Genomic DNA, 17,510 nt, shown 5'->3' on the forward strand with positions numbered 1-17,510 from the left:
CGATGACCGTTAGTCCGTCGACCGGGGGCGGGGGGGCCACCGGCCCGCCCTCCCCTGACCGATCCCCCGACGCGGCCGGCGCCGACCGGCCCGGCCGCGTCAATACAGGATTCGGCCGGTACCTGCTCAGGCACGTCGGCGGCGCCGCCGTGTCGCTGCTGCTGGTGCTGTTCTCGTCGTTCTTCATCTTCCGGCTCATCGCCGGCGACCCGATCGACCAGCTCACCCGCGAGCGCCCCGTCTCCCCCGAGCAGCGCGAGGCGATGCGCGAGGAGATGGGACTCAACGACCCGCTGTGGAACCAGTTCTGGGACTACATCACCGGAACGCTCACCGGCGACTTCGGGACCTCGCTCCAGTTCCGCCGACCGATCTTCGACCTCGTCGTCGAGCGGCTCCCGGCGACACTGCTGCTGTCGGGCACCTCCGTGGCGCTCGCGGTCCTCTTGGGGCTGTGGATCGGCACGAGGGCCGGCTGGAAGCAGGGCGGCCGCTTCGACCGCGGCCAGGTCGCCACCGGTCTGCTGCTGTACTCGGCGCCGACGTTCTGGCTCGGCATGATCTTCATCCTCGTCTTCGCCCGCTACCTGGGGCTCTTCCCGGTCAACGGGATGCGCTCGCCGAGCACCCCGGACGCCTTCCTCCCACAGGCCCTCGACATCGGGCACCATCTCGTCCTGCCGGTGCTGACGCACGTCGCGGTCGTCTACGCCGGATACCTGATGGTCATGCGATCGTCCATCCTGGATGAGTTGGGCAGCGACTACCTCACCACCGCCCGCGCCAAGGGACTGCGCGAGGACCAGGTGCGCCGCAGGCACGCCGTCCCGAACGCGCTCCTGCCGACCGTCACGCTGGTGTTCCTGGCGATCGGCAACATCGTCAACGGCAGCATCGTCACCGAGACGGTCTTCAGTTGGCCCGGCCTCGGCAGACTGTTCGTGCAGTCGATCTTCTACCCCGACCGGCCGGTCCTGCAGGCCCTGTTCGTCCTGTTCTCCGCCTCGACGATCCTCGCCGTGCTGTGCGCGGAGATCCTGTACTGGTTCATCGACCCGAGGATCAGGCGGTCGTTATGGAACACGACATGAACACCGGCGCGAAAGCGACCCCGTCCCCCGCCGGAGCGCCTCGGCGACGCTTGTCGGGCCGTACATTGGCGTGGGCCCGCCGGCGCCAGGCCGCCGCCCGCGTGTGGCGGGACTACCGCAGCCAGCGCAGCGGCATGGTCGGACTCGTCCTCCTCGGCATCATCGTGCTCCTCGCCGTGACGGCGCCGCTCTTGATCGACGAATCGCAGCTGAGCGTCACGCAGGCCACCGGCGGGCGCATGGAGCCGCCCAGCGCCGAATTCCCGCTCGGCACCGACGAGGTCGGCCGGTCCCTGCTCGCGCTCACCCTGTGGGGCGCGCGGCTGTCGCTCCTGATGGGACTGACCGCCACGGTCGTCGCCATCGTCATCGGCACGCTCGTCGGGATCACCAGCGGCCACATCGGGGGCTGGTACGGGTGGATCACCCTGCGCGTGTCCGACTGGTTCATGGTGCTGCCGAGCCTGGTCGTCGCCATCGCGCTGCTGGCCGTCCTCGGCCGCAGCACCACCACCACGATCATCGTCATCGCCATCGTCTCCTGGTCCGGCACCGCCAGGCTCGTCCGAGCCCAGACGCTGACGGTGCAGGCCAGGCCGTACCTCGAGCGGGCACGGGCGCTCGGCGCCGGACACTGGCACCAGATGACCAAGCACATCCTGCCCAACGTGCTGCCGCTCGTGCTCGCCAGCGCGACGCTGCTGGTCCCCTCGGCGATCCTCATGGAGTCGTCACTGGCCTGGCTCGGCCTGGGCGACCCGAACGTCGTCTCCTGGGGTTCGATCCTCAACCGCGCCTCCACCAATGGCGCGGTCTCGGCGCAGGCCTGGTGGTACCTGCTGCCGCCGGGCCTGGCGATCCTCATCGTCGTCGCCTCGTTCATGATGTGCGGAAGGGCGCTCGAAGCCGTCTTCAACCCTCGATTGCGAGGTGAGTCGCAGTGAGCCTTTTGGACATCCGCGGTCTCAACGTCACCTACGACGGCTCCCGCGGCGCGGTCCCGGCCGTGCGCGGGGTCGACCTGAGCTTGGAGGCGGGCCAGACGCTCGGCATCGCCGGCGAGTCCGGCTGCGGGAAGTCGACGCTGGCCATGGCGGTGCTGCGGCTGCTGCCGCCGAACGCCACGGTCACCGGCGAGATCCTGCTCGACGGCGAGGACGTCCTGACCATGGGGTGGGGGCGCCTGCGCGCGGTCCGCTGGGTCGGCGCGTCGATCGTCTTCCAAGGCGCGATGCACTCGCTCAACGCCGTGCAGCGCATCGGAAAGCAGATCGCCGAGCCGATCCTGGTCCACGAGCGCACCACGAAGGCCGACGCCGAGCGCCGGGCCGCCGAACTGCTCCGCCAGGTCGGACTGCCCTCCTCGAAGGTCCGCAACTATCCGCATGAGCTCTCCGGAGGCCAGCGCCAGCGGGTCATGATCGCGATGGCCCTCGCCTGCGACCCGGACCTGATCATCGCCGACGAGGCCACCACCGCGCTCGACGTCATGGTGCAGGCGCAGGTGCTCGAGCTCATCACCGGGCTGGTCGCCGAGCGGGGCGTGGGGCTGGTCATGATCAGCCACGACCTGTCGGTGCTGTCGGCGACGTGCGACCGCGCCGCGATCATGTACGCCGGGCGCGTCGTCGAGCTCGGCCCGGGCCGCGAGCTGTTCGTCCAGGCCCGTCACCCTTATTCGGCGGCTTTGGGATCGGCGTTCCCGGTCATCGGCGACGCCGCTTCGCGCAAGCGGCCCGGCGGGCTCGCCGGCGACCCTCCGGACCCGGCCGATCTGCCGCCGGGCTGCTCGTTCCGGCCGCGCTGCGCGATCGCCGTGGAGCGCTGTTCGGAGGCCGAGCCCGAGCTGATGGAGCTGCCCGGCGAGGACCGGAGGCACAGCGCCTGCTTCGTCGCCCAGGCCGGGGAGCCGGTCACGGCCACGCCCGCGGAGCCGTAAATTGGTACAGCTGTTCATGGATAAGGAAGCGCCACAGTGACATCACAGCTCTTGTCCGCTCGAAATCTCGGGGTCGACTTCGGCATGCCGGGCGGGCGGACGGCCACGGCGATCGACGGGGTCAACCTGGACGTGGCCCCGGGCGAGATCGTCGCGCTCGCGGGCGAGTCGGGTTGCGGGAAGACCACGCTGGCGCGCACGCTGCTCGGCCTGGAGCGGGCGACGCGCGGCACGGTGACCTTCGGCGGCGAGCCGCTGCGCTACTCCACCAGGGCGCTCAAGGCCTACCGGCGCGGCGTCCAGCTGATCCTCCAGGACCCGACCGGGGCGCTCAACCCGCGCCACACGATCTACGACGCGGTGGCCGAGGGCCTGCGCATCCACGGCGTCAACGACGACGAGGCGGGGCGGGTCGCCGACGCGCTCTCGCGCGCCGGACTGCGCCCTCCCGAGAAGTTCTTCCTCGCCTATCCGCACGAGCTCTCGGGCGGGCAGCGGCAGCGGGCGGTGATCGCGGGCGCGCTCGTGCTGAATCCGAGCATCATCGTCGCCGACGAGCCGGTGGCGAGCCTGGACGCGTCGGTGCGCGGGGAGATCCTGGCGCTGCTGCTGCGCCTGTGCGACGAGATGAACCTCGGCGCGTTGGTGATCACCCACGACCTGGGCCTGGCCTGGAGCATCGCCGACCGGATCGCGATCATGTACCTGGGGCGGATCGTGGAGCAGGGCCCGGTCGAACAGGTCTTGACCGATCCGCAGCACCCGTACACGCGGGCACTGGTGTCGGTCCTGCCCGACTCGCCGCTGCCGAAGCCGATCGTGCTCTCCGGCGAGCTGCCGGACGCCGCCCGCATCCCCGCGGGGTGCCGGTTCCGGCCGCGCTGCCAGGAGGTCGCCTCGGGACGGGCCTCGGCGGTGCTCGACGACTGCGAGCGGCGGGACCTGGAGATCCTGCCGGCGGACGCCTCCGCGCAGCGGGTCGCCTGCCACCTGCACAGGTACGAGAACGCGGCATGAAGATCCTCGTCAGCGCCGACATGGAGGGCGCCACCGGCGTCACCTGCCCGGCCGACGTGCTGCCGGGCGGCCCGCAGTGGGAACGCCTGCGGCCGGTGTTCACCTCGGACGTGAACGCGGCCGTGAAGGGCCTGTTCGCCGGCGGCGCCTCGGAGGTCCTGGTCAACGAGGCGCATTGGACGATGCGGAATCTCCTGCTGGAGCAGCTGGACGGCCGGGCGTCGATGATCACCGGTCGGCACAAGTCGCTGTCGATGGTCGAGGGCATCCAGCGCGGCGACGTCGACGGGGTCGTCTTCCTCGGCTACCACGCCGGAGCCGGCAGCGAAGGGGTCCTGGCGCACACGTACCTGGCGAACTCCATCACCGGTGTCTGGCTCGACGGCGTCCGCGCCAGTGAGGGTCGTCTGAACGCGGCCGTCGCCGCCGAATACGGCGTGCCGGTGATCCTGGTGACCGGCGACGACAAGACGATCGAAGACGCGAGCGGCTATGCGCCGCGGGCGCTCGGCGTGGCCGTCAAGGACTGCGTCTCGCGCTACGCCGCCGAGTGCCGCACCCCGTCCCGGACGGCCGCCGACATCATGGACGCGGCCGCGAACGCGACCGCGTTGGCGGTGCGGCACGAGCCCGTCGCACAGCCGCATCGGGTCGAGCTGGAGTTCGACGCCGATCATCTGGTGGGCGCCGCGACCGTGATCCCGGGCGTGGAGGCCGCCGGCGAGCGCCGTGTGGCGTACTCCTCGCCGAGCATGTACGAAGGAATCCGATGCTTCAAGGCGGTGACCACCCTGGTCGCCGCGGCCGTGGAGGAAGAGTATGGCTGAGTCCGCAAGCGCCGTCGACGAACGCGCACTCGAGGAGGCCGTGCGCTTCACGTCCGAGCTCATCCGGCTCGACACCACGAACCGGGGCGGCGGCGACGGCTTCGAACGCGAGGCCGCCGAGTACGCGGCCGAGCGGCTCACCGAGGCCGGGGCCGAACCGGTGATCCTGGAGAAGGCGCCCGGCCGCTCGAACGTGGTCGCCCGCATCGCCGGCACCGATCCGGGAGCCGACGCGCTGCTGGTCCACGGGCACCTCGACGTGGTGCCGGCCGAGGCCGCCGACTGGTCGGTCGACCCGTTCTCCGGGGAGGTCCGCGACGGCATCGTCTGGGGCCGCGGCGCACTCGACATGAAGGGCATGGACGCGATGGTCCTCGCCGCGGTCCGGTTCTGGCACCGGGCAGGGCTGCGGCCCAGGCGCGACATCGTCATCGCCTTCACCGCCGACGAGGAGGCCAGCGCCGAGTACGGATCGGGCTTCCTCGCCGACCACCACCCGGAGCTGTTCGAGGGCTGCACCGAGGGCGTCAGCGAATCGGGCGGTTTCACCTTCCACGGCGGCGAGGGCGTCCGGATCTACCCGATCGGCGCCGGAGAGCGCGGCACCGCCTGGCTGGACCTGACCGCTCGCGGCCGGGCCGGGCACGGCTCGAAGGTCAATCCCGACAACGCGGTCACGGCGCTGGCCGAGGCCGTGGCCCGGATCGGCCGCCACCGCTGGCCGATGCGGCTGGTGCCGACGGTGCGGGCGGCGCTGACCGAACTCGCGGCGGTCTACGGCGTCGAGGTCGACCTGGACGCCGACGACTTCGATTCGGACGCGCTGCTGGCGAAGCTCGGCCCGGCCGCGCAGCTGGTGGAGTCGACGCTGCGCAACAGCGCCAATCCGACCGTGCTCGAGGCCGGATACAAGGTGAACGTGATCCCCGAGCACGCCCGGGCGCAGGTGGACGGGCGGACCGTGCCCGGCGGCGAGGAGGAGTTCGCCGCCACCATGGACGAGCTGTGCGGCCCGGACGTGCGGTGGGACTTCCACCACCGGGAGGTCGCGCTGAGCGCGCCGGTGGACTCGCCGACGTTCGCCGCGGCCCGCGAGGCGGTGCTGGCGTTCGATCCCGAGGCGCACGTCGTCCCGTACTGCATGTCGGGCGGCACGGACGCCAAGCAGTTCTCCCGGCTCGGCATCGTCGGCTACGGCTTCTCGCCGCTGAAGCTGCCGCCGGAGTTCGGCTACGGCAAGCTCGCGCACGGCGTGGACGAGCGCGTCCCGGTCGAGGGCCTCCACTTCGGGCTTCGCGTGCTCGACGACTTCATGAGGAGTGCATGATCATGCATCGTTCGCCTTACGGGACTTGGACATCGCCGATCTCCGTCGAGCACGTCGCCGCAGGCGACGGCCGACCGTCCTCGCTCGGCACCGTCGGCGAGGAGCTGTGGTGGACCGAGCCGCGCCCGGCCGAGGGCGGGCGTCGGACGCTGGTGCGCGGCGGCGCGAACGGCGCCGAGTCGATGCTGCCCGCGCCGTGGAACGTGCGCAACCGGGTCCACGAGTACGGCGGGACGCCGTGGGCGGGCGCGCTCGCCGACGGACTGCCGTTCATCGTCTTCTCGGACTTCGGCGACCAGCGGCTGTACGCGTTCGAACCGGATCGCGGCCTCGAGCCGTGGCCGCTGACGCCGATGCCGCGCTTCGCGAGCGGGCTGCGCTGGTGCGACATGACGGTCGATCTGGAACGCGGCGAGGTGTGGGCGGTGCTGGAGGAGTTCACCGGTGAGCGGCCGACGGACGTGCGCCGGGTGCTGGCGGCGGTGCCGCTGGACGGCTCGGCCGCGGACGACCGATCGGCGGTTCGGGAGCTCACCGACGACTCCTACCGGTTCCTGACCGGCCCGCGGCTCAACCGCGAGGGGACGATGGCGGCCTGGATCGCCTGGAACCATCCGAACATGCCTTGGGACGGCACGGAACTGCGTGTCGCCACCGTGACCGGTGAGGGCGCGTTCGAGGACGCCCGGACCGTCGCGGGAGGCGACGACGAATCCATCCCGCAGGTCGAGTGGGGCGCCGACGGTTCGCTCGTGGCCGCCAGCGACCGCAGCGGCTGGTGGAACCTGTACCGCGTCGACCCGGATTCCGGAGCGGCCGTGGGCCTGTATCCGGCCGAAGAGGAATTCAGTGGACCACTGTGGACTATAGGTTCGCGGTGGTTCCAGATCCTCGAGAGCGGCCGCATCGCCGCCGTTCACGGCAAGGGCGAGGGCAGGCTCGGCATCCTCGACCCCGATCTTGGCGCCATGACGGAGGCGGGCGGGCCGTGGACCGAGTGGGCGCCGTCGCTCGTCGCGCACGGCGAGCGGGTCACGGGCCTGGCCGGCGGGCCCGACCGGGCCTGGGAGATCGTCGAATGCGACGCGGTCACCGGTGAGGTCCGCGTGGTCGGCGCCGAGCACACCGACGCGGTCGATCCCGCGTACTATCCCGTGCCCGAGCACCGGACGTTCGCCGGCCCGGGCGGGCGGCAGGTGTACGCGCACGTCTACGCGCCGAGCAACCCGGACTTCGCGGCGCCCGAAGGCGAACTGCCGCCGTATGTGGTCTGGGTCCACGGCGGGCCGACCAGTCATGTGCGGGCCGTCCTCGATCTCGAGCTGGCGTACTTCACGTCCAGAGGCATCGGCGTCGTGGAGGTGAACTACGGCGGCTCGACCGGCTACGGGCGCGACTATCGCAACCGGCTGCGCGGACAGTGGGGGTTGGTCGACGTCGAGGACTGCGCGGCGGCCGCGAGGGCGCTGGCCGGCGAGGGCGCGGCCGACGCCGCAAGGCTGGCGATCCGGGGCGGCAGCGCGGGCGGCTGGACGTCCGCCGCGTCGCTCACCGCTCCTGCGGCCGAGGGGCTCTACGCCTGCGCGACCATCAAGTACCCGATCCTGGACCTGTCGGGTTGGCTCGGCGACGAGACGCACGACTTCGAATCGCAGTACCTGCACACGCTCGTCGGCCCGTACGACGAAGTGCCCGAACGCTACCGCGACCGCTCCCCGGTGAACCACGCCGAGCGCATCAAGGCGCCGTTCATCCTCTTGCAGGGCTTGGAGGACGCGATCTGTCCGCCGGCGCAGAGCGAGAAGCTGCTGCGCAGTCTCGAAGGCCGGGGCGTCCCGCACGCGTACTTGACGTACGAGGGCGAGCAGCACGGCTTCCGGAAGGCGTCCACGATCACCAGCGCGGTCCGGACCGAGCACGCGCTCTATGCGCGGACGTTCGGCTTCGCGGCGCCGGAGGGCACGGAGTTGGAGCTGCGGCCGTGAGCGTCCGCGAACTGCGCCGGCCGCGGCGCCTCAAGGCGGGCGACCGGGTCGCGGTCATCGCACCGAGCGGTCCCTTCCCTCCTGAGCGCCTCCATGAGGGCCTGGCCGTCCTGCGCGGCTGGGGCCTCGACCCGGTGGTGATGCCGCATGCGCTCGATGAGCACACGACGCTCTCGTATCTGGCCGGAACCGACGAGGCCCGCGCCGCCGACTTCCAGGCCGCGTGGAGCGACCCGGACATCGCCGGGGTCGTCTCCGCGCGGGGCGGCTACGGCGCCCAGCGCATGCTCGACCTCGTCGACTGGAAATCGCTCGCTCCACTCGAGCCGAAGGTCTACGTGGGATTCAGCGACGCCACGGCGATCCACGAGGCGATCGCGTTGCGGCTGGGTGTCGCGACCCTGCACGGCCCGATGCCCGCCTGGTCGAAGTTCATCGAGGAGGGCGAGAGCCGGGAGCATCTGCGGCGCACGCTCTTCGAACCCGAGCTGGTCCAGAAGCTCGCGCCGCCGTCGGCGAGGCCGCTCGTCCCCGGGCGGGCCGCGGGCGTCACCTTCGGCGGATGCATCAGCCTGCTCGCCTCCGGGATCGGCACCGCCGAGTCACGCGCCGACGCGGACGGGGGCCTCCTCGTGCTCGAGGAGATCGAGGAGGCCGGCTACCGGCTCGATCGGTACCTCACCCAGATGCGGCGCTCGGGCTGGTTCGACGGCGTCGCGGGGATCGCCCTCGGTTCGTGGACCGACTGCGGCCCTTACGAGGAGATCCGTGCCGTGATGCTCGACCGCCTGGGCGACCTCGGCGTCCCGGTCGTCGAGGAGTTCGGCTTCGGGCACTGCGCGCCGTCGTGGACGGTCCCGCTCGGCGTCCCGGCGGTGCTGGACGCGGACGCCGGGACGCTCGAGTTCGAGGTCCCGGCGCTGCGCCAGGTCTAAAGCGGCCGGGGCGCGTAAGCCTCGACGAGGCGGTCCATGAGAGCGTCCACTTCGGGGTTCACGACCTTGTGGTCGGGATGGGCGTCGTACCAGGCGATGACCTCGCGCGCGCCCTCCTTGAACGGCGTGGTGGACCTGCCGAATTCGGGGACGAGCGTCTTGACCTTGGTGTTGTCGAAGACCATCGTGTTCGCCTTGTCGCCGAGGAGCCCGGCGCCCCAGTTCGGGTCGGCGGCGGCGATCGCGTCCGAGGCCACGTGGACCAGGGTCGGCTCGGGCACACCGGCGGCCTCGGCGAACCGGCGGTAGATCTGGTTCCACGTCGGCGCCTCGTCGCCGGTGATGTGGAACGGCTCGCCGATCGCGGCCTCCTTGCCGAGCAGGCCGGTGAAGCCGACGGCGAAGTCGCGGCTGTGCGTGATAGTCCACAGTGAAGTGCCGTCGCCGGGGACGACGACGGATTTGCCGGATCGCATCCGCTCGATGACGGTCCAGCCGCCGTCGAACGGGAGCATCGTCTCGTCGTAGGTGTGGGAGGGGCGCACGATCGTCATGGGGAAGTCGTCGTCGCGGTAGGCCTCGACCAGGAGTTCCTCGCAGGCGATCTTGTCGCGCGAGTACTGCCAGTACGGATTCTTCAGCGGCGTCGACTCGGTGACCGGCATGCGGGACGGCGGAGTCTGGTAGGCCGATGCCGAGCTGATGAAGACGTATTGGCCGGTGCGGCCGGTGAACACGTCGATGTCCCGCTGCACCTGCTGGGGCACGAAGTTGACCCAGTTGACGACGGAGTCGTAGTGTTCGTCGCCGATCGCGGCGAGGACCGATGCGGCGTCGTTCGAGTCGCCGGTGAGCCGGTTGACGCCGTCGGGAAGCTCGCGGTCCTTGCTCTCCCCGCGGTTGAGCACGGTGACCTCGATGCCCTGACGCACCGCCTCCCGCACGCAGGACGTGCTGATTCTGCCGCTGCCGCCGATGAACAGGACCTTCAGTTTCGACATGTGCGCTCCTTCGTACTAGCCCGGCGGCCAGCCTACCTGTCGGCGTGGCGGGGCGCATGGGCCCGAGACCGGGCCGAGGGCCGCCGCGGAGGGCCGGCGGCCCGCTGGTACGCGAGGCGACGTAGCCGACCGAGGGCTCACCGCCAGGCGGTGACCTCCAGGTAGCGGGTGGTGCCCAGATCGATCGGGTACGAGGGCGTGACGACGATGGTCGGCGCGCCCTCGGCGTAGGTCATGGCCAGCGCGGTGGCGTTCACGACGTCGGCGGGATCGGCCGATTCGACCTTGTTGCGCCACAGCATGCCCGCACTGACCGAGCCGCCCGGTTCGACGGTGATGGCCGTGGGTCCGGGGTCGGTGAGCTGGCCGGATCCCTCGTGTACCTCGACCTCGATCGTCGCGCCGCCGTGGAGCACCTCGACGACGGGGTAGCCGTTGACCTCGATCGCTTCGGCGCCGCAGTTGACCAGGTCGATGCCGACGGCGCGGATGCCCATGGCGGCGCTCGGTTCCGTGATGGTGATCTGGAAGCCCTCCTCGGTGCAGGCGCCGGCGTCCGGAGCGGGCTCCTCCGCGGGGGTCTCGGTGTCGTCGGGGACGGGTTCGGTGTCGGCGGGGTGCTGCCAGGCGCCGAGGTCGAGCACGTGGTCGGGCGCGAGTTCGAAGGCGGGTTCGATCTCGACGGTGTAGCCGGTCGGTTCGGGCAGGGCGTTGACGAGGAGCCGGTCGACCGTGATGGTGTCCTCGGCGTCCTCGGCCACGGTCGTCCAGGAGAGGGGCGCGACGAGCGTCTGGCCGGGGTCGACCGTCACCGACTCGGGCACGTTGCCGTCGCGGCTGATGGCGATGTCGCCGCCGAAGACGCCGACGTTCGGGTGGCTGTCGAGCAGATGCGGCACGTCGCCGCAGTTGACCAGGCCGATGGCGAGGAAGCGCTCATTCGAGGCTTCGCCGGCGGGCGTTGCGGACACGTCGAGCCCCGAATCGGGGCAGGTGCCGTCCTCGGGTGCCTGGACCGCCTCGGAGCCGCCCGCGCCGCAGGCGGACAGCAGCAGACCCGCCGTGAGGATCGGGGCGAGGAGGCGGAGGACGCGGATCATGCGGGCTCTCTTCGGAAGGGCTTCCAGGGAATGACCATACGGGAGGCACCCTACCCGAGCGGTTCGGACCGCGAGTTCCGCTCGCGGGTGTGGCCCGCGGGCCGACGTCCAGGCAGGGACGTCGACCCGCGGGCCTGTGAGGGGCTCCGTCGCTAGCCGGCCGAGCCGGTGACGGAGCTTCCGGACTTCGTCACGGTGTAGGTGACGGTGTCACCGCTCCAGAAGTGGAAGGTGAGCGTCACCGCCCGGCCGTCGTCCACTTCGGCGAAGAAGTCCGGGGTCAGTTCGATCGTGCCGACGTCGTAATCCGGCTCGAACGCCCTGGCGAACTCCTTGTACGAGGTCCAGTCGTGCGGCCCGGCGTTGGCGCCGTCCGAGTACCTGGCCTCCATGGTGGCGAGCTGATCGCCGCGGAACTGCGTGGGGACGGCGAACGCGTCGGTCGTCCCCGACGTGCTCTGCAGGATCGGCGTGTCGTAGGAGACCACGCTGATCCTCCACGGCGCGCCCTGCGAGAACTCGGCGTGCAGATCGGCCCTGACGCCGTAGTCCTCGGAGCCGACCAGGCGGGTGAGCGCGGCGGCCTTGATCGTGAGCTGGTCGCCCGAGACCGTGTAGTCGGTGCCCGGCGTCAGCGCCGCGCCGCCGTGCACGAGCCGCTCGAAGGTGGCGCCGTTCAGGTTCAGCGTGAGCGTCACGTCGGTGATCGTGCCGGCACGCTCGACGAACACCTGGTCCGACGAGGCCGTGGCCGATCGCTCGGTCCAGCTGGCCTCCATCATGTCGAACAGCTCCGGGTCGTTCCACTGGAACGAGGTCCGGTTGAAGTGCTGTCCGTTGTCCCACACCTGGAGGGTGAGGTCCTGCTGATCGGCGTAGTGGCCGACGAACTCGAAGAACTTGAGCTTCTCCCCCTGCTCGACCGTGCCGGTGTGGGCGTCGAAGCCGAGCAGGCCCCACTCGCCGATGACGACCGGGACGCCCTGGGCGACGAATTCGTTGTGGACGCGGTCGAAGTTGTCGATCACGTCCTGCCTGACCTCGTCGTTGAACGTGGTGTAGCCGGCGACGTTCACGCTGAACGGCCAGAAACCGTAGTAGTGCACGGTCGCGGCCAGGTTCGGGTCGTCGAGCGCTTCGATGGTGTCGGTCAGCGCGTCGAGACGGGGCTGCTCGGCGTTGGTGTGCAGCGTCGGCAGCACGAGGACGCGGTCGGCGTTGTTGCCGCCCGAGTCGCGGACGATCTGGTGGAACGTCGTGTTGAGCTGGTCGAGCAGTCCGTAGGCCGTGGCGTCGTCGACGTTGTTGAACTGCGGTTCGTTGACGCTCTCGAACAAGAGCTTCGGCGAGGCGTCGCGGAACCTGTCGGACAGCGCGGTCCAGATGGACTCGTAGCGGTCCATCACCACGGTCTGATCGCTCTGCATGTCGGCCATCCAGATCCACGAGTCGTGGTGGATGTTGACGAGCACGTACAGCTCGGCGTCGAGCGCCCAGTTGACCACCTCCTCGACACGGTCGAGGTATGCCGGGTCGATGGCGTAGTCGGGCGCGCCTCCCTGGTGGTCGTCCCACGTGACCGGGATGCGGATGCTGTTGAAGCCCTGGTCGCGGATGTTCTGGATGAGGGCCTGGGTGATGCGGGGGTTGCCCCACGCGGTCTCGTCGCTGCCGACGGAGTCGAGCGAGTTGCCGAGGTTCCAGCCCGGCTGCATCGCGGCGACCGTCTCCATGGCGTCGGTGTCGCCGGTGGGGGGCGGGGTGGTGGTGTCGGGCGGGGTGGTCGGCTGGGTGATGCCGCCGGTGCAGGCGACGCCGTTGAGGGTGAACTCACCGGGGTTCGTGTTGCTGCCGCTCCAGGAGCCGTTGAAGCCGAACGAGGTCGACGCGTCGGAGGCGACCTTCGCGTTGTAGCCGGCGTCGGTCACGGTGACCTGGGGGCCCGTTGAGGCGACCGTGGCGTTCCACGCCTGGGTGATGCTCTGCCCGGACGGGAAGGTCCAGGACAGCTCCCAGCCGTCGATGGGGTCGCCGAGGTTGGTCACGGAGACGTTGGCCGTGAAGCCGCCGGACCATTGGCTCTGGACCTGGTAATCGACCTCGCAGCCTTCGGCCGCCTGGGCGATCATGGGTGCCGCGATGCCGAGACCGGCCAGCACGGCCACGATGGGCGCCATGATGAGCAGTAGTCGTCTTCGCGTTCGTCGCATCGCTCTGAGCATGGAGCTCCTCCACTCTGTATGCGTTGCTATATGGACGTGCCCCTGGGACGGGACACCATTGAACTTTGTCGATACAAGACTAAGTTGGCAGACCAAACTTTGTCAATCGGGGTGCCTCGCCCATGAGCGCCTTCCGGGCGGCGCAGCGCAGCGACCTGTCGGTTCACGCCGCTCGGCGCCCGCGTTCGACGACTCCGCCTTTGGCGAACCACCACCGTCGGCCAGGTACGTACCGCTACTTCACCGTGACCAAATGTGAGCGTAGTCTCATTTCATGGACAAGAATCCGACCCCCGCTCACAGTGCGGGTGACCAGACCCCTCCAAGGGATCCTCCGCACGAGACGGACCTCGCCCGGTTCACCGACTACCTCCGCACCGCGCCGACCCGACACCGATGGGTGGTGGCCGCGACCGCCATCGCCATACTCCTTCTGGGCATGATGCTGGGAGCCGTCACGTTCGGGCCCGCGCAGTCGAGCCTCGACGAACTCGAGTCCGCCAATACCGCGGCCGAAGCGTCGGCCTCGGTGCAGCGGGATCGAATCGAGGAACTCGAGGACCAGGTCGCCGAGCAGGGCGCGATCATCACCGACCAAGATTCCGTGATCGCGGAGACCGATGGTCGGGAAACGGAGCTCGATCAGCGCGAATCCGGCCTCGATTCCCGCGAAGAAGGGCTCGACGAGCGCTCAGCGGAACTCGACGCCCGCGAGGAAGCACTCGACAGTCGCGAGGCGGCGCTTGACGCACAGGAGCAAGAGGCCACTGGGTCCGGATCCGGCTCCGAGGAGAGCGGCGGCGACTCCACGTACTACGAGAACTGCGACGCCGCCCGGGCCGACGGGGCCGCGCCGGTCCGCACCGGCGATCCCGGCTACGGCAGCCACCTGGACCGGGACGGGGACGGCGTCGGCTGCGAGTGAGCATCGGCGGAAGACCCGCTTCGGCAGGCCTTCCGCCCTCATGTCACGCCTCGAAGGTGTGGGACTCCAGGTGGTCGAGGAGGACGAACTGCGAGTCGGGGCTGAGTTCGGCGAGCTTCTCCCCCAGCGCGTGCGCGCCGAGCCAGTCGACCGCCGGCTCGGTCAGCGGCTCCTCGTAGTCGTCCCAGTGCGTCGGCACGATGTACGGCGGATGACCGGTGGCCGCCAGCAGGCGCTCCTCATAGCGGGGGCTGTTGCGGTTGCCCCCGGCCTGCATGAACAGCACCGTCGGGCGAAGGCCTTCCAGCTCGCGCTCCTGGAAGTTCGAGGTGATGCCGATCAGGAGCGATGTCTCGCCCATCGTGACGAGGTAGGCCAGGCTGCCGCCCTCCACCAGGTCCCTGACCACCTTGGGACGCTTCGGCACCTCCCCGGGGACGCTGCCGGGGAACAGCAGCCGCTTGTGCCGGCCGCTGACGTTGTGGTGGGCCTCGAAGACCTCCACGGTGAAGCCGTCGAAGCGGTACAGCTCGCCGCCCTCGACCTGCGCCAGTTGCTCCTCGGGGGTGTCCATGGCGCGCAGGAGGTTCAGGTGGGTCTCGGTCCCGAGCACGGTGGCGCCGGTCTTGGCGGCCACGTAGGGGACGTCGGTGATGTGGTCCCAGTGCCCGTGGGTGACCAGGACGCAGTCGGCCGCACCGATGTGCTCGTCGACGGCCGCCTCGTCGATGACCAGAGGCGCGTCCATGTTCCATTCCTCGAGCTTCGGGGCGCCGGTCTCGAAGCGGGTGACCCACGGGTCCACGAGGACGGTGGCCTCGTCCGAGGCGATCTCCCAGGCGTTGGTGCCCAGCCAGCGGACTGTGATCTCAGTTGAAGACATGGTTCTCCAGGTGGTCGATGACGAGGAACTCGGTGTCGGGGCTCGCGGCGGCGACGCGGTCGCGCACGGATTCCCAGTCCGTGCCGGGCACCGCCGGTTCGGTCAGGGGCTCGTCGAAGTCGTCCCAGTGGGTCAGGACGACGTAGGGCGGGCGGCCGGTCGCCTCGAGCATCCGCTCCACGTAGTCGGGGGTGTGGCCGCCGCCGGGCTGGACGAACAGCACCGTCGGACGGATGCCCTCGATCTCACGCTCGAGGAAGTTCGCCGACCCGGCGTTGAAGAAGGAGATGCCGCCGAAATCGACGAGGTACGTCAGACTGCCGCCCTCGACGAGGTCCTTGATCTTCTTGGGCCGCTTCGGCGCCGAACCGACGCGGCTGCCGCCGAACAGGATCCGCTTGTGCTCGCCGCTGGCCGAGTGGGTCGAGCGGAAGACCTCGACGGTGAAGCCGTCGAACTGGTACAGCTCGCCGCCGGCGACCTGCCCGAGCTGCTCCTCCGGCGCGTCCATGGCTCGCAGCAGGTTCAGGTGCGTCTCGGTGCCGAGCACGGTCGCGCCCGTCTTGCGGGCGATGTAGGGGACGTCGGCGATGTGGTCCCAGTGCCCGTGGGTGACGAGCACGCAGTCGGCCGAGCCGATGTGCTCGTCGATCACCTCCGGGTAGACCTCGATCTCGGTCTCCGGATCCGCCCCGCCCTTTTGGTAGGCCCCGGTCGGGAATCGGCTCACCCACGGGTCGATGAGCACCGTGGCCCCGTCGGTCTTGAGCTCCCAGGCGTTGGTGCCCAGCCATCTGGCCTGGACGGACTCGCCCTCGGCCGCCGCGGTCTCGGCTGAGGCGGTGAAGACGTGCCTGCCGACGATCGTCGAGCCCGCCACGGCCGCGGCGCCGGCGCCGGCGGTCGCCACCAGGCGGCGCCGAGTGAGTCGGCCGCCCTTGAATACTCTCGGTTCTCCCATGCGCTCAGTGAAGCCGACCGGACCCGATGCCGTCCAATATCTACGGCGATATGGAGTCATACGAGGATTGATATGGTTCCCGCGTGGACATCATGCGGCACCTGGAGTGCTTCCTCGCGGTGGGTGAAGAACGTCACTTCGGCAGGGCGGCAGTTCGGCTCGGCATGGAGCAGCCGCCCCTGAGCCAGCGCATCCGGCGCCTGGAGAAGGAACTCGGCGCGGAGCTGTTCGACCGGAGCGGCCAGCAGGTGGCACTGACCGCGGCGGGGCACACGCTCATGCGCGAGGCGCCCGAGCTCCTGCGCCGCTACCGCCGGATGCGGACGCTGGTCGAGCGGGCCGCGTCGCAGGGTCAGGAGGAGCCGCCGCGCCCCTGGTCAGCGATCTACTGAACCGGTGCTGAGCTGCTCGGTCAGGTGCAGGGCGGCCCGGCTCATGGCCAGCTCCACCTCGCGGAAGTTCCCGCGGCCGATCCGGGCGAAGACGGCCAGCGCATGGCGTCGCCCGTCCGGCCATTCCCAGACGGCGACCTCGTTGAGCCATCCCGGGAGGCTCCCCGAGCGCCCGAACGAGACGACCTCGCTGGGTGCGAGCCGGACGAGTCGGCCGCCGGTGAGCTGGCGTCTCATCCAGTTCCGGACGTCGCGCTTGACCGGTTCGGGCCCGGTCCACACCTGCCGCAGGAACTCGGTCATGTCGGCCGGGGTGGACGCGTTGGTGCGCAACGGGTCCCACGCGCTGGTGGTGCGAAGCTCTTCGGCGGTGACCGTGCCGCTCGCGAGCACGTGCGCGAGCGCCTCCAGGTCCGAGACGTCGAGGTCGCGGGCCACGTCCTCCAGGATCGTGCGCGGGCTGCCGATGAGGCGTGTGCTCTGCAGTCCTAGGCGCGCCGGCAGGCTTCGGAGGGAGCCCGCGCCGATGTGCCGGGTGACGAGGTCCGCGGCGGTGTTGTCCGAGACCTCCATCATGAGCTGTACGAGATCGGCGAGGCTGACGACCGCGTCGTGCCGGAAGCCGGCGGTGCCGGTCCCGCCGAGTCGGTCGGCGGCCGTGACGCGCACGGTCTCGGCGGGGTCGATGAGCCCCTCCTCGACCTGGCGGCGGAACTCCCAGGCTATGAAGACCTTGACGACGGACACGAGGATCACCGGCTCGTGCTCGCCGATGCCGAGGCCGCGTCCGTCCGCGAGGTCCCGGATGTGGGCGTGCGCCACCGCGCCGAGCGGCTCGAAGAACGAGTCGATCAAGGGCGGTCTCCATCCGGTCCGAGGGCGGCCGGGCTCGGCCGCGCCGGAGC

Annotated in this window: 16 protein-coding genes; 10 read left to right on the plus strand and 6 right to left on the minus strand. The window is 70.4% G+C overall.

Features of this window, described 5'->3' with window-relative positions; translation table 11 throughout:
• The first annotated feature begins 2 nt into the window (after window positions 1-2).
• The 8 genes from ACYVK3_RS21540 to ACYVK3_RS21575 all read left to right on the plus strand — a co-directional run bounded on the left by ACYVK3_RS21540 (window position 3) and on the right by ACYVK3_RS21575 (window position 9,121).
• On the plus strand, window positions 3-1,091 hold the full coding sequence (locus tag ACYVK3_RS21540; RefSeq protein ID WP_460499407.1) for an ABC transporter permease: 1,089 nt from the start codon (window positions 3-5) through the stop codon (window positions 1,089-1,091).
• Window positions 1,088-2,035: an ABC transporter permease gene (locus ACYVK3_RS21545; RefSeq protein WP_460499436.1), complete on the plus strand. Its 948-nt coding sequence runs from the start codon at window positions 1,088-1,090 to the stop codon at window positions 2,033-2,035. Before ACYVK3_RS21540 ends, ACYVK3_RS21545 begins: the two co-directional genes overlap by 4 nt.
• The gene (locus ACYVK3_RS21550; RefSeq protein ID WP_460499408.1) at window positions 2,032-3,030 is read left to right on the plus strand and encodes an ABC transporter ATP-binding protein; all 999 of its coding nucleotides are present in this window, start codon (window positions 2,032-2,034) and stop codon (window positions 3,028-3,030) included. The genes ACYVK3_RS21545 and ACYVK3_RS21550 overlap by 4 nt, the downstream gene beginning before the upstream one ends.
• A gap of 84 nt (window positions 3,031-3,114) precedes the next feature.
• Complete coding sequence (locus ACYVK3_RS21555) at window positions 3,115-4,047, plus strand: ABC transporter ATP-binding protein (protein ID WP_460499438.1); 933 nt, start codon at window positions 3,115-3,117, stop codon at window positions 4,045-4,047.
• Window positions 4,044-4,874, plus strand: a complete 831-nt coding sequence (locus ACYVK3_RS21560; protein ID WP_460499409.1) for a M55 family metallopeptidase — start codon at window positions 4,044-4,046, stop codon at window positions 4,872-4,874. Before ACYVK3_RS21555 ends, ACYVK3_RS21560 begins: the two co-directional genes overlap by 4 nt.
• On the plus strand, window positions 4,867-6,201 hold the full coding sequence (locus tag ACYVK3_RS21565; protein WP_460499410.1) for a M20/M25/M40 family metallo-hydrolase: 1,335 nt from the start codon (window positions 4,867-4,869) through the stop codon (window positions 6,199-6,201). The genes ACYVK3_RS21560 and ACYVK3_RS21565 overlap by 8 nt, the downstream gene beginning before the upstream one ends.
• A gap of 2 nt (window positions 6,202-6,203) precedes the next feature.
• Complete coding sequence (locus ACYVK3_RS21570; RefSeq protein WP_460499411.1) at window positions 6,204-8,186, plus strand: prolyl oligopeptidase family serine peptidase; 1,983 nt, start codon at window positions 6,204-6,206, stop codon at window positions 8,184-8,186.
• Entirely contained in the window at window positions 8,183-9,121 is a 939-nt protein-coding gene (locus ACYVK3_RS21575) for a S66 peptidase family protein (RefSeq protein ID WP_460499412.1), read from the plus strand. Before ACYVK3_RS21570 ends, ACYVK3_RS21575 begins: the two co-directional genes overlap by 4 nt.
• Here the strand turns inward: ACYVK3_RS21575 and ACYVK3_RS21580 are convergent.
• The 3 genes from ACYVK3_RS21580 to ACYVK3_RS21590 all read right to left on the minus strand — a co-directional run bounded on the left by ACYVK3_RS21580 (window position 9,118) and on the right by ACYVK3_RS21590 (window position 13,432).
• Complete coding sequence (locus tag ACYVK3_RS21580; RefSeq protein WP_460499413.1) at window positions 9,118-10,122, minus strand: SDR family oxidoreductase; 1,005 nt, start codon at window positions 10,120-10,122, stop codon at window positions 9,118-9,120. The two genes, ACYVK3_RS21575 and ACYVK3_RS21580, sit on opposite strands and share 4 nt — an antisense overlap.
• Before the next feature lie 137 nt (window positions 10,123-10,259).
• Complete coding sequence (locus tag ACYVK3_RS21585; RefSeq protein ID WP_460499414.1) at window positions 10,260-11,222, minus strand: DUF4232 domain-containing protein; 963 nt, start codon at window positions 11,220-11,222, stop codon at window positions 10,260-10,262.
• A gap of 152 nt (window positions 11,223-11,374) precedes the next feature.
• Entirely contained in the window at window positions 11,375-13,432 is a 2,058-nt protein-coding gene (locus tag ACYVK3_RS21590; RefSeq protein WP_460499415.1) for a cellulase family glycosylhydrolase, read from the minus strand.
• 286 nt (window positions 13,433-13,718) lie between these two features.
• Here ACYVK3_RS21590 and ACYVK3_RS21595 point away from each other — a divergent pair, with 286 nt between their 5' ends.
• Window positions 13,719-14,369 (plus strand): excalibur calcium-binding domain-containing protein, encoded by a 651-nt coding sequence (locus tag ACYVK3_RS21595; protein ID WP_460499416.1) that lies wholly within the window; start codon window positions 13,719-13,721, stop codon window positions 14,367-14,369.
• A 43-nt stretch (window positions 14,370-14,412) separates the two neighbouring features.
• On the opposite strand, the gene ACYVK3_RS21600 is transcribed toward ACYVK3_RS21595, so the two are convergent.
• Entirely contained in the window at window positions 14,413-15,252 is an 840-nt protein-coding gene (locus ACYVK3_RS21600; RefSeq protein ID WP_460499417.1) for an MBL fold metallo-hydrolase, read from the minus strand.
• On the minus strand, window positions 15,239-16,213 hold the full coding sequence (locus tag ACYVK3_RS21605; RefSeq protein WP_460499418.1) for an MBL fold metallo-hydrolase: 975 nt from the start codon (window positions 16,211-16,213) through the stop codon (window positions 15,239-15,241). The genes ACYVK3_RS21600 and ACYVK3_RS21605 overlap by 14 nt, the downstream gene beginning before the upstream one ends.
• Before the next feature lie 92 nt (window positions 16,214-16,305).
• Between ACYVK3_RS21605 and ACYVK3_RS21610 the strand changes: the two genes are divergently transcribed.
• Window positions 16,306-16,605 (plus strand): LysR family transcriptional regulator, encoded by a 300-nt coding sequence (locus tag ACYVK3_RS21610; protein WP_460499439.1) that lies wholly within the window; start codon window positions 16,306-16,308, stop codon window positions 16,603-16,605.
• On the opposite strand, the gene ACYVK3_RS21615 is transcribed toward ACYVK3_RS21610, so the two are convergent.
• On the minus strand, window positions 16,591-17,460 hold the full coding sequence (locus ACYVK3_RS21615) for a serine hydrolase (RefSeq protein ID WP_460499419.1): 870 nt from the start codon (window positions 17,458-17,460) through the stop codon (window positions 16,591-16,593). The two genes, ACYVK3_RS21610 and ACYVK3_RS21615, sit on opposite strands and share 15 nt — an antisense overlap.
• Window positions 17,461-17,510 lie beyond the last annotated feature (50 nt).

Source organism: Glycomyces tarimensis (genome assembly GCF_054776215.1).

Coding starts and splice junctions, on each gene's coding strand:
- ACYVK3_RS21540 (WP_460499407.1), top strand. CDS start 3: ATGACCGTTAGTCCGTCGACCGGGGGCGGGGGGGCCACCGGCCCGCCC.
- ACYVK3_RS21545 (WP_460499436.1), top strand. CDS start 1,088: ATGAACACCGGCGCGAAAGCGACCCCGTCCCCCGCCGGAGCGCCTCGG.
- ACYVK3_RS21555 (WP_460499438.1), top strand. CDS start 3,115: ATGCCGGGCGGGCGGACGGCCACGGCGATCGACGGGGTCAACCTGGAC.
- ACYVK3_RS21560 (WP_460499409.1), top strand. CDS start 4,044: ATGAAGATCCTCGTCAGCGCCGACATGGAGGGCGCCACCGGCGTCACC.
- ACYVK3_RS21565 (WP_460499410.1), top strand. CDS start 4,867: ATGGCTGAGTCCGCAAGCGCCGTCGACGAACGCGCACTCGAGGAGGCC.
- ACYVK3_RS21570 (WP_460499411.1), top strand. CDS start 6,204: ATGCATCGTTCGCCTTACGGGACTTGGACATCGCCGATCTCCGTCGAG.
- ACYVK3_RS21580 (WP_460499413.1), bottom strand. CDS start 10,122: ATGTCGAAACTGAAGGTCCTGTTCATCGGCGGCAGCGGCAGAATCAGC.
- ACYVK3_RS21585 (WP_460499414.1), bottom strand. CDS start 11,222: ATGATCCGCGTCCTCCGCCTCCTCGCCCCGATCCTCACGGCGGGTCTG.
- ACYVK3_RS21590 (WP_460499415.1), bottom strand. CDS start 13,432: ATGCGACGAACGCGAAGACGACTACTGCTCATCATGGCGCCCATCGTG.
- ACYVK3_RS21595 (WP_460499416.1), top strand. CDS start 13,719: ATGGACAAGAATCCGACCCCCGCTCACAGTGCGGGTGACCAGACCCCT.
- ACYVK3_RS21600 (WP_460499417.1), bottom strand. CDS start 15,252: ATGTCTTCAACTGAGATCACAGTCCGCTGGCTGGGCACCAACGCCTGG.
- ACYVK3_RS21605 (WP_460499418.1), bottom strand. CDS start 16,213: ATGGGAGAACCGAGAGTATTCAAGGGCGGCCGACTCACTCGGCGCCGC.
- ACYVK3_RS21610 (WP_460499439.1), top strand. CDS start 16,306: ATGCGGCACCTGGAGTGCTTCCTCGCGGTGGGTGAAGAACGTCACTTC.